Source organism: Arthrobacter sp. Y3223164 (assembly GCF_059091005.1).
In genome coordinates this window covers 1-8,683 of the sequence record NZ_JBNHGF010000092.1, presented here as the reverse complement: position 1 = coordinate 8,683, position 8,683 = coordinate 1, and the positions used below count along the sequence as shown (strand labels likewise).

Annotated in this window: 6 protein-coding genes and 2 pseudogenes; 4 read left to right on the top strand and 4 right to left on the bottom strand. The window is 67.6% G+C overall.

The genetic code is table 11. From position 1 onward, the window contains the following. Positions 1-11: 11 nt before the first annotated feature. A complete protein-coding gene (locus AC5RUJ_RS07100) occupies positions 12-1,517 on the bottom strand; it encodes an aldehyde dehydrogenase family protein (protein ID WP_494127845.1) in 1,506 nt (501 codons plus the stop codon). A 207-nt stretch (positions 1,518-1,724) separates the two neighbouring features. Further along, the gene (locus AC5RUJ_RS07095) at positions 1,725-1,907 is read right to left on the bottom strand and encodes a hypothetical protein (RefSeq protein ID WP_493977043.1); all 183 of its coding nucleotides are present in this window, start codon (positions 1,905-1,907) and stop codon (positions 1,725-1,727) included. Positions 1,908-1,985: 78 nt separating this feature from the next. Between AC5RUJ_RS07095 and AC5RUJ_RS07090 the strand changes: the two genes are divergently transcribed. Together AC5RUJ_RS07090 and AC5RUJ_RS07085 are read left to right on the top strand one after the other, a co-directional pair. Beyond that, positions 1,986-3,449: a protein adenylyltransferase SelO gene (locus AC5RUJ_RS07090; protein ID WP_494127846.1), complete on the top strand. Its 1,464-nt coding sequence runs from the start codon at positions 1,986-1,988 to the stop codon at positions 3,447-3,449. A gap of 233 nt (positions 3,450-3,682) precedes the next feature. Then, on the top strand, positions 3,683-4,384 hold the full coding sequence (locus tag AC5RUJ_RS07085; RefSeq protein ID WP_494025736.1) for an endonuclease/exonuclease/phosphatase family protein: 702 nt from the start codon (positions 3,683-3,685) through the stop codon (positions 4,382-4,384). A 148-nt stretch (positions 4,385-4,532) separates the two neighbouring features. Here AC5RUJ_RS07085 and AC5RUJ_RS07080 read toward each other — a convergent pair. Further along, a pseudogene (locus AC5RUJ_RS07080) lies at positions 4,533-5,348 on the bottom strand (EamA family transporter); the annotation flags it as partial. Between the two features lie 46 nt (positions 5,349-5,394). Here AC5RUJ_RS07080 and AC5RUJ_RS07075 point away from each other — a divergent pair. After that, complete coding sequence (locus AC5RUJ_RS07075) at positions 5,395-5,889, top strand: MarR family winged helix-turn-helix transcriptional regulator (protein WP_494002198.1); 495 nt, start codon at positions 5,395-5,397, stop codon at positions 5,887-5,889. 201 nt (positions 5,890-6,090) lie between these two features. Next, positions 6,091-8,460 (top strand): maltose alpha-D-glucosyltransferase, encoded by a 2,370-nt coding sequence (gene treS, locus AC5RUJ_RS07070; RefSeq protein WP_494127847.1) that lies wholly within the window; start codon positions 6,091-6,093, stop codon positions 8,458-8,460. 4 nt (positions 8,461-8,464) lie between these two features. Here treS and AC5RUJ_RS07065 read toward each other — a convergent pair. Continuing rightward, a pseudogene (locus AC5RUJ_RS07065) lies at positions 8,465-8,683 on the bottom strand (hypothetical protein); the annotation flags it as partial.

The following is an 8,683-nucleotide window of genomic DNA, read 5'->3' as shown; positions in this document are numbered from 1 at the left end:
CGTCGTCGTGGTTAGTGGCCTGCGGCGGCCGCCGCCTCGTCCAGGTGGGCGATGGCGCGGGTGTCTTGGAACGCGCGGACGCCTTCGATGCCCTGTTCGCGGCCGAAGCCCGAGTGCTTCATGCCGCCGAACGGCGCACGGAGGTCCAGGCGGGTCGCGCCGTGGTCGTTGACCCAGACGTAGCCGCAGACCAGCTGCGAGCCGACGGCGTTGGCCTTGTCCGTGTCCGCGGTCCACACCGAGCCGCAGAGGCCGGCCCAGGTGTCGTTGGCCAGGGCCAGTGCTTCCTCCTCGGTGTCGAAGGGGAGGATCGGGATGACCGGACCGAACTGCTCCTGCGTGACCACGCGCAGCTGCGGGTCCGGGTCGACCACCAACGCCGGCCGCAGGAAGTTGCCGCCCTGCAGCTCCGGGTCCGCCGGCAGTTCCCCGAATTCCCGGACGTCGGCCCCGGCGGCCTTCGCCTCGGCGATGATTTCTTCGACGAAGGTCTTCTGCGCAGGCTGGTGCAGCGGGCCCATGGTGGTTCCCTCGTCCAGGCCGTAACCGACGACGGCCTTCTCCAGCCGCTCGGACAGCCCGGCGACCAGTTCCTCCAGCCGGGAGCGGTGCACATAGATGCGCTTGGCGGCCATGCAGATCTGCCCGGTGGTGTCGAAGACCGCGGCATACAGCCGGTCCAGGTGCGTGTCGTCCAGGACGGCGTCCTCGAGGACCACCGCCGGGTCGTTGCCGCCGAGCTCCAAGGTGACCCGGGTCAGGCTCTTGGACGCCATCTCCATCATCTTCTTGCCGCCGCCCACGCTGCCGGTGAAGCAGACCTTCGCCACGTCGTCGTTCTGGATCAGGCCGCCCATCTCGCTGTCCTGGCCGGTGACAATATTCAGCACCCCCGGCGGCAGCTTTTCTGCCACGCGCTGCACTACCCGGGTGATTGCCAGCGGGGTGGTGGGCGGCGGCTTGACGATCGCGGTGTTGCCAGCCAGCAGGGCGTGCGGCAACGAGGCGCCCAGGATGGCGATGGGCCAGTTGAACGGAACGATCACCGTGACCACGCCCAGCGGCTGGTACGCCACCGAGGTGGTCACCGGGATGCCCGGGGCCGGTTCGAGGACCTTGCCCTGCTCCACCTCGTCCGCGAGCGCCAGGGCGAGCTGGAAGCGGATCTCGAAGACCAGGGCGTCCACCCAGGCCTCCATGCGGATCTTGCCGTTTTCCTGCGACAGGATCGCCGCGTCCTCATCACGGAGATCGGCGATGCCTTCGATGGCCGCGCCGAGGTGGGCGGCGCGCTCCTTGGCGCCGAGCGCAGCCCACGCCGGGAAGGCGGACTTCGCGGCGGCGACGGCGTCGGCCACATCCTGCCGGGTGGCGGCCGCCGCGTAGCCGACCACTGAACCCGGCTTGCCGGGGTCCGCTACCGCGTATTTTTCGCCGGAGTCCCGGACTTCGCCGCCGATATAGAGCCCGGTAGTGACCTGGCCGGTTTCGCCGGTAGCGCTTGCTACGTCAGTCATCTCGAAACACCTCTCTGTGTTTTGACCGTTCCGGCCCCATGCCGGAACTGCAGGAGCGACGTTCTTCAGCGTCGGCGCCCCCTGCCGGCTGAAGGCGACAACCTCAGAGCGTGGTGGGCGCCAGTTTCCCCTGCCTTCAGCTTTGCCTATCCGCGGGGGGAGTGCTAGGGGTTGGTGCGCCCTATTTTCCGGCTGGCGCCGCCCGCTTTAGTAGCCGCGGTACGGGTTTTCGTCCGTGCCGCCGCTGCGGCCCTGGTCGTAGCCTTCCTGCCAGGCTTGGTGCACGGAGGCCACCAGCCCGGCGAGCAGTTCGTAGGAAGGGTGGTCCGGTCCGATGTACACCATCTCTTCTCCGGCCCGGTTCAGGATGCTGTGGATGTGCGTGCTCATCGTGGTCTTTCCTTTGCAGTTCCGGGTATCTGCCGGCTGGGGTGACGCCACCCGTGGTGTCCTAGCTATTCTTGGGGGATGAGTGCTCCAGCACAATCAACCCTCGCGTTTGATGGCCGCTTCGCCCGCGAGCTTGTGGAGCTGGCCGTCCCCTGGCGGGCGCAGGAGGTCCCCGACCCGCGCCTGCTGGTTCTCAACGAGCCGCTGGCCGCCGAGTTGGGAATCGAGCCGGCCGCCCTGCGCAGCCCCGACGGGCTGCAGCTGTTGACGGGCAACCAGATCCCCGGTGGTGCCACTCCGGTGGCGCAGGCGTACGCCGGACACCAGTTCGGCTGGTACTCGCCCCGGCTCGGCGACGGGCGGGCGCTCCTGCTGGGCGAGCTGACCGATGCGGGCGGCCGGCTGCGCGACGTCCACCTCAAGGGTTCTGGGCCCACGCCGTTCGCGCGGGGCGGTGACGGCCAGGCCGCGGTGGGCCCGATGCTCCGCGAATACGTGGTCAGCGAGGCCATGCATGCCCTGGGCATTCCCACCACGCGCTCCCTCGCCGTCGTGGCCACGGGGCTCCCGGTTTACCGTGACACCGAGTTGCCGGGAGCCGTTCTGGTGCGGGTGGCCGGCAGCCATCTGCGTGTGGGAAGTTTCCAGTACGCCCGGGCCACGGGCGACGTCGACCTCCTGCGCCGGCTCGCCGACCATGCCATTGCCCGCCACCACCGGGCGGCCGCCGAGGCCGAGCACCCGTATCTGGCGCTGTTCCACGCCGTGATCGGCGCCCAGGCCTCGCTGGTGGCGCAGTGGATGCTCGTGGGATTCGTGCACGGGGTCATGAACACCGACAACATGGCGATCTCCGGTGAAACCATCGACTACGGGCCCTGCGCCTTCATGGACGCCTTCGATTCGGCCTCCGTCTACAGTTCCATCGACGAGGGCGGACGTTACGCGTACGCCAACCAGCCGCTTGCCGCCGAGTGGAACCTCGCCCGGCTCGCCGAGGCCCTCCTGCCGCTCCTGCACGACGATCAAGAGCAGGCGGCCGCCCTCGCGTCGGAAGCCTTGGGCGCCTTCAGGAGCGAGTACAGCGCCGCCTGGCTGGCCGGCGCGAGGAGCAAGATCGGCCTGGGCGACGGGGTCGATGCAGCGGCGGCCTCCCCGCTCGTGAACGACCTCCTGGCCCTGCTCCAGGCGGGCAAGGTAGACCACACGGCGTTCTTCCGCAGCCTCGGCGCGGCCGCCCGGGGCGAAACCGACGCGGCGCGGCGCCTGTTTCCGGACCCATCTGGGTTCGATGACTGGCTGGGGCGATGGCGTCCGCTCCGGCCGGACGCGGGTTTGCTGGACCGGGTCAACCCCGTCTACATTCCCCGCAACCACCTGGTCGAGGAGGCCCTCGACGCCGCCACGCACGGAGACTTGGACCCGTTGGACCGCCTCCTGGAGGCGGTGACCCGCCCCTACGACGAGCGCCCCGGTCTGGAGCGTTACGCAGCCGCTGCGCCGGAAGACTTCGGCGCGTACCGGACTTTCTGCGGGACGTGAGCGCCGCCGGCAAGACGCCGACGGGACGGGGGCCGATGCCCGGCAACACGGCGCCCGATGGCCGCGCCCGGCACCTAATTGTCGAAGGATATCGGCCACCGGTATTTGGCGTCCTTGCGGGGCGAATCCGCCCTTTTGGCCGGTTTGGCGGGCGGCAGCCGAATGTAACCGCGGGGTCGGCTCTGTAATATGGGCGCAGACTACAGCGACCGCGACGGAAGGGTGATTCTTTGTTGAGAGCTATCAGCTACAACCTGCGGAAACACAGTGCGAGCGCGGAACTCGAGGACCTGACCGACCGCTACGACGTCGACGTGATGTGCCTGCAGGAAGCGGACACGGAGAAACTTCCGCACACGCTGGGACACCTGCGGTTGGCCAATTCGACCAAGGGAAACAGGCTGGGACTGGCCGTCTATTACGACGAGAACCGGTTCTCCGCCCTCGATACCAACACCTTCGAACTCAAGAAGTCGCTGCACGATTACGTGCTTGCACCCGCCCACGAGCGGCTGCTCGGGGTCAAGATGGTGGACAACGAGAGCAAACACGAAATCGTCGTCGGCGACTTTCACGCCGCGCCGCTGACGGCCACCAACTCCCTGCGCCGGCATCAGATCAAGGCCGGCCACGAAGCGCTGCTGGGCATGGGCGGCACCGGCGAGCAGATGACACTGATGGTGGGGGACTTCAACTACCCCTTCTTCACGAAAAACCTGATTGCGCACCTGAAGGAAACGGGCTACGAGCTCACCCTGAGCAACCGCCGCACCTACACGCGCTACAAGCTGTTCCGTGGCCACTTCGACTTCGCCACGTCCCTGGGCCTGGACATTCAAAGCGTGGAAACCCTGCCGCGCGGCCAGTCCGACCACCTGCCGATCCTGGTGACGGCGGAATACGTGGACGAGAACCGCGAGGCCCGCGCCAGCTGACGGGTTCGCCATATTCCGCCAACTGGCGGTCGGCTGAAGGTCTGACAGACGAGAACCAGCGGAAGTGCATGCGCCGAATGGCTGCCGCGGCGGCGGAGGCCCGCCCGCCCCTTGCCGTCGCCTTGAAATTGGAGGCGACCAGTGTTGCCAAAATCAGCAACGCCCCCGCTGTTTGACCGGGGGCGAGTTCCTGATGAAGGACCAGCCATCCGGTGGCGGTGGCGACGACGGGACTCAACAGTCCCAGTAGCGACACGCTAAACGCCGGCAGCAGCTGCAGCCCGCGGAACCACAACGCGTAGGCCACAGCAGTTCCGATCACCGACAGGTAGATGTAGCCACCGATATTCGAACCGGTCAGCTGCGGCAGCGGGCCCTCCATGAGGAGGGCCAGCGGTGCCAGCAGCAAACCACCGGCCGTCAACTGCCAGCACGTAACGGCCAGAGCCGTATCCGGCTGCCCCCACTTCTTAGCCAGCACCAGGCCGGCGCCCATGGACAAGGTGCCGCCCAAGGCGGCCGCGACCCCCACCGCGTCGAGTCCGGCGTGTGATTGCAGCACTATCAGCGCGACGCCAAACAAGCCGACGGCCGCTGCAATGACCTTGGGGCCGGTCAGCCGCTCGCCGATCCAACGCGAGGCCAGGACAGCCACCAGCAAAGGCTGCACGGCGCCAATGGTCGCCGCCACTCCGCCGGGCAGCCGATGGGCGGCAATAAACAGCAGGGCGAAGAAAACGCCGATGTTCAGTGCGCCGAGCAGTGGGGCCTTCCACCACCAAGGGCCCTGCGGGAGCCGCCGGACAATCAACAGCAGGAGGAGCCCTGCAGGTAGCGCCCGCAGTGCCGCTGCTAGGAGCGGCTTGTCTGCAGGCAGCAGTTCGGTGGTGACCGCGTAGGTCGTTCCCCAGGTCAACGGGGCGAAGGCAGTGGCTGCCAGGAGGAGCCATCGATTGCTAAGCACTTAGCCAATATAGCTAAGCTCTTAGCGAATCGTCTATGCTGGATGCGTGGAAGACCCGGTAGCGAAAATTTTGGCGCAGTGGGCTGCGGAACGGCCCGACCTGGACGTTTCGCCTATGGCAGTGATTGGACGGATCACTCGCGCGTCGCGGAAGGTGGACGCCGTGCTGGCGGCAACGTTCGCCCGCCACGATCTCGATTCGGCCAGTTTTGACGTCTTGGCGACACTGCTGCGCTCGGGGAAGCCTTACACGCTCAGTCCACGGGAGCTGACCCAGGCCGCGATGGTGACCTCCGCCGCCATCGCCCAGCGCTTAAACCGACTGGAAGAGCGGCGGCTGGTCACAAGAACCAAAGACATCACGGACGGCAGGGGCAAGCAGGTTACCCTCACGCCCGCAGGGCGGGACCTCGTCAACAAGGCTCTGCCCGACCATGTGAACACCGAACGCGCCCTGCTCGCCGGATTGACTCGGACGGAACGCGACCAGCTCGCGCGCCTGCTGGCCAAGGTGGAGCAAGCGGCCGAAGCGCGCTGCTAGCCGACCGGTACGAAGTCGGCTCCTACAACGAGCACGACCGGAACGGTTCCGCGGTCCTCGTACCCGGCAGCGGTCCACTTCCTGCTGAAACCGCCCGGCTGACCGGTGGCCCGGGGTAGTGGTGGCCCCGGCCGTCTGGCAATGTTGGGGGTAGAGCCCGTCTGGAGAATTCCAGCCGTCGAGCACAAAGGAGATGACGCCATGAAGGATTCGGTTCTGCGGCACGAGCCCGTCCTTGACCGCACCAACCATGACGACGGCGGTGCTGCCGCGAGGGCGGACGGGGGTGCTGCCAGGGCAGACGGGGATGCCGCCGCGGCAGACGGCGGGAACACCGCCGTCGAGCCCCTCGCCGAACCCCAGGCGCCGGACATCAGCTTTGACGAGCAGTTCTACCCGGCCCGTCCCCGCTCGCTGCGCCCCACGGCCCGCCGCCGCCAGTTCGTCCCCGGCCAACCGCCGTTCGAGCCGGACGCGCGCAACAAGGTCTATGTGGAGTGGCTGCGCAACCAGTCCATGCTGGGCGACGCGAAGGTTTTGGGGCGCCAGCTCTCCGGGCAGGCCAGCATGTGGCAGAACCCGTTCGCGTACCCGAATCCGCGGGCGGCGGTGGAGCGGGCCTCGGTCTGGTTCACGGCCTACCCGCTGTCGCTGATCACCAGGCCCGGACAGACGTTCTTGGCGGCGCTGGGCGATGCCGCGCTCTGGGAGGCCTTCCAACAGATCGGCATCAAGGCCATCCACATCGGGCCGGTGAAGCTGGCCGGCGGCCTGACCGGCTGGAACCATACCCCCAGCGTGGACGGGCACTTCGACCGCATCAGCATGGCGATCGACCCGCTGTTCGGCACCGAGGACGAGTTCCGGAGCATGTGCGGGGTGGCCGCCGAACACGGCGGCACGATCGTGGACGATATTGTGCCCGGCCACACCGGCAAGGGAGCAGACTTCCGGCTGGCGGAGATGAACTTCCGCGACTATCCGGGCATCTACCACATGATCGACATCCCGGAGTCCGACTGGGACCTGCTGCCGGATGTCCCCGAGGGCGAGGACTCGGTCAATATCGACGTCGCGACCGAGCGCCGGCTCCAGCAGGCCGGCTACATCATCGGCGAACTCCAGCGGGTCATTTTCTACGAACCCGGCGTCAAGGAAACCAACTGGAGCGCCACCCCGCCGGTCCTGGACACCGAGGGCAAGGCCCACCGCTGGGTCTATCTGCACTACTTCAAGGCCGGCCAGCCGTCCATCAACTGGCTGGACCCCACCTTCTCCGGCATGCGCCTGGTGATGGGCGATGCCCTGCATTCGCTGGTGGACCTGGGGACCGGGGCGCTCCGGCTGGACGCCAACGGCTTCCTGGGCGTGGAGAAGAGCGCCGAGGAAACGCCGGGCTGGTCCGAGGGGCATCCGCTCTCAGCGGCGGCCAACCAGATCATCGGCAGCATGGTCCGCAAGGTCGGCGGCTTCACCTTCCAGGAGCTGAACCTCAGCATCGACGACATCAAGGCCACCTCCGAAACCGGCCCGGACCTGTCCTACGACTTCGTGACGCGCCCGGCGTACCACCACGCCCTGGTCACCGCGGACACCGAGTTTCTCCGGCTGACGCTGCGCCTGGCCATGGACATCGGCGTAGACCAGGCGTCGCTGGTGCACGCGCTGCAGAACCACGACGAGCTCACCTACGAACTGGTGCACTTCACCACCAAGCACAAGGACGACGTCTATGAGCTCGACGGCGAGGAGCTCACCGGCGCGGAACTGGCCCACAAGGTGCAGCAGACCCTGCGGGACGGGATCACCGGCGAAGCCGCCCCCTACAACCTGGTCTTCACCGCCAACGGAATCGCCTGTACCACGGCCAGCGTGATCACCGCGGTGCTGGGCATCACCGACCTGGATTCGATCACCGAAGAGCAGTCGGCCGAAATCTGCCGCGTGCACCTGCTGCTGGCCATGTACAACGCGCTGCAGCCGGGGGTCTTCGCGCTCTCCGGCTGGGACCTGTGCGGGATGTTGCCGCTGGAGCGCAGCCGGGTGGCCCGGCTGATGTCCCGGGGCGACACGCGCTGGATCAACCGCAGCGCCCATGACCTGATGGGTTTCGACCCGACAGCCGAGACGTCAACCTCCGGCATGCCCATGGGCAAGGCCCTGTACGGCACGCTGCCCGAGCAGCTCGAGGACGAAGCGTCGTTCGCCCGGCAGTTGGCCCGCATCCTGGCAGTCCGGGAAGAGCACGGCATCGCCAAGAGCGCCCTGATAGATGTTCCCGACGTCTCCCATCGCGGCATGCTGGTGATGGTCCACCAACTGGTCTCGGGCGGGCAAGAGGTCACGGTCCTGAACTTCTCCGGGCAGGAAATCGCCGGTACCGTCCGCTCCGAAGCCCTGGAGCTGGGCTCCGAAGTGACCGACGCGTTCAGCGGCGAAACCATCGGCACGGTGGACGACCTGCACAGCTTCTATCTCCACCTCGGACCTTACGCGGGCACCGCCTTGCTGATCGCGCCGCCGGCCCCGGAAACGGATGACGACGGCGACGCTCCCCAGGCGGGTGCCTGATCCGCTAGATCTCCCAGTCGCCGAGCCCCTCGGCGCCGTCGCCAAAGAAACCGCCGAAGCCTGCATTGTCCGCAAAGCCCTCACCGGCGGAGGCGACGGTGTCGCCGAATCCTTCCGCGGCGCCGGCCAGTCCTTCCCCGATGCCGGAGAATCCTTCCAGCAGGGGACCGGCGATGGCCGAGCCGACGAAGCCGGCGGCCACACCGGCCAGCAGGCCGGCGCC

Coding starts and splice junctions, on each gene's coding strand:
- AC5RUJ_RS07100 (WP_494127845.1), bottom strand. CDS start 1,517: ATGACTGACGTAGCAAGCGCTACCGGCGAAACCGGCCAGGTCACTACC.
- AC5RUJ_RS07095 (WP_493977043.1), bottom strand. CDS start 1,907: ATGAGCACGCACATCCACAGCATCCTGAACCGGGCCGGAGAAGAGATG.
- AC5RUJ_RS07090 (WP_494127846.1), top strand. CDS start 1,986: ATGAGTGCTCCAGCACAATCAACCCTCGCGTTTGATGGCCGCTTCGCC.
- treS (WP_494127847.1), top strand. CDS start 6,091: ATGAAGGATTCGGTTCTGCGGCACGAGCCCGTCCTTGACCGCACCAAC.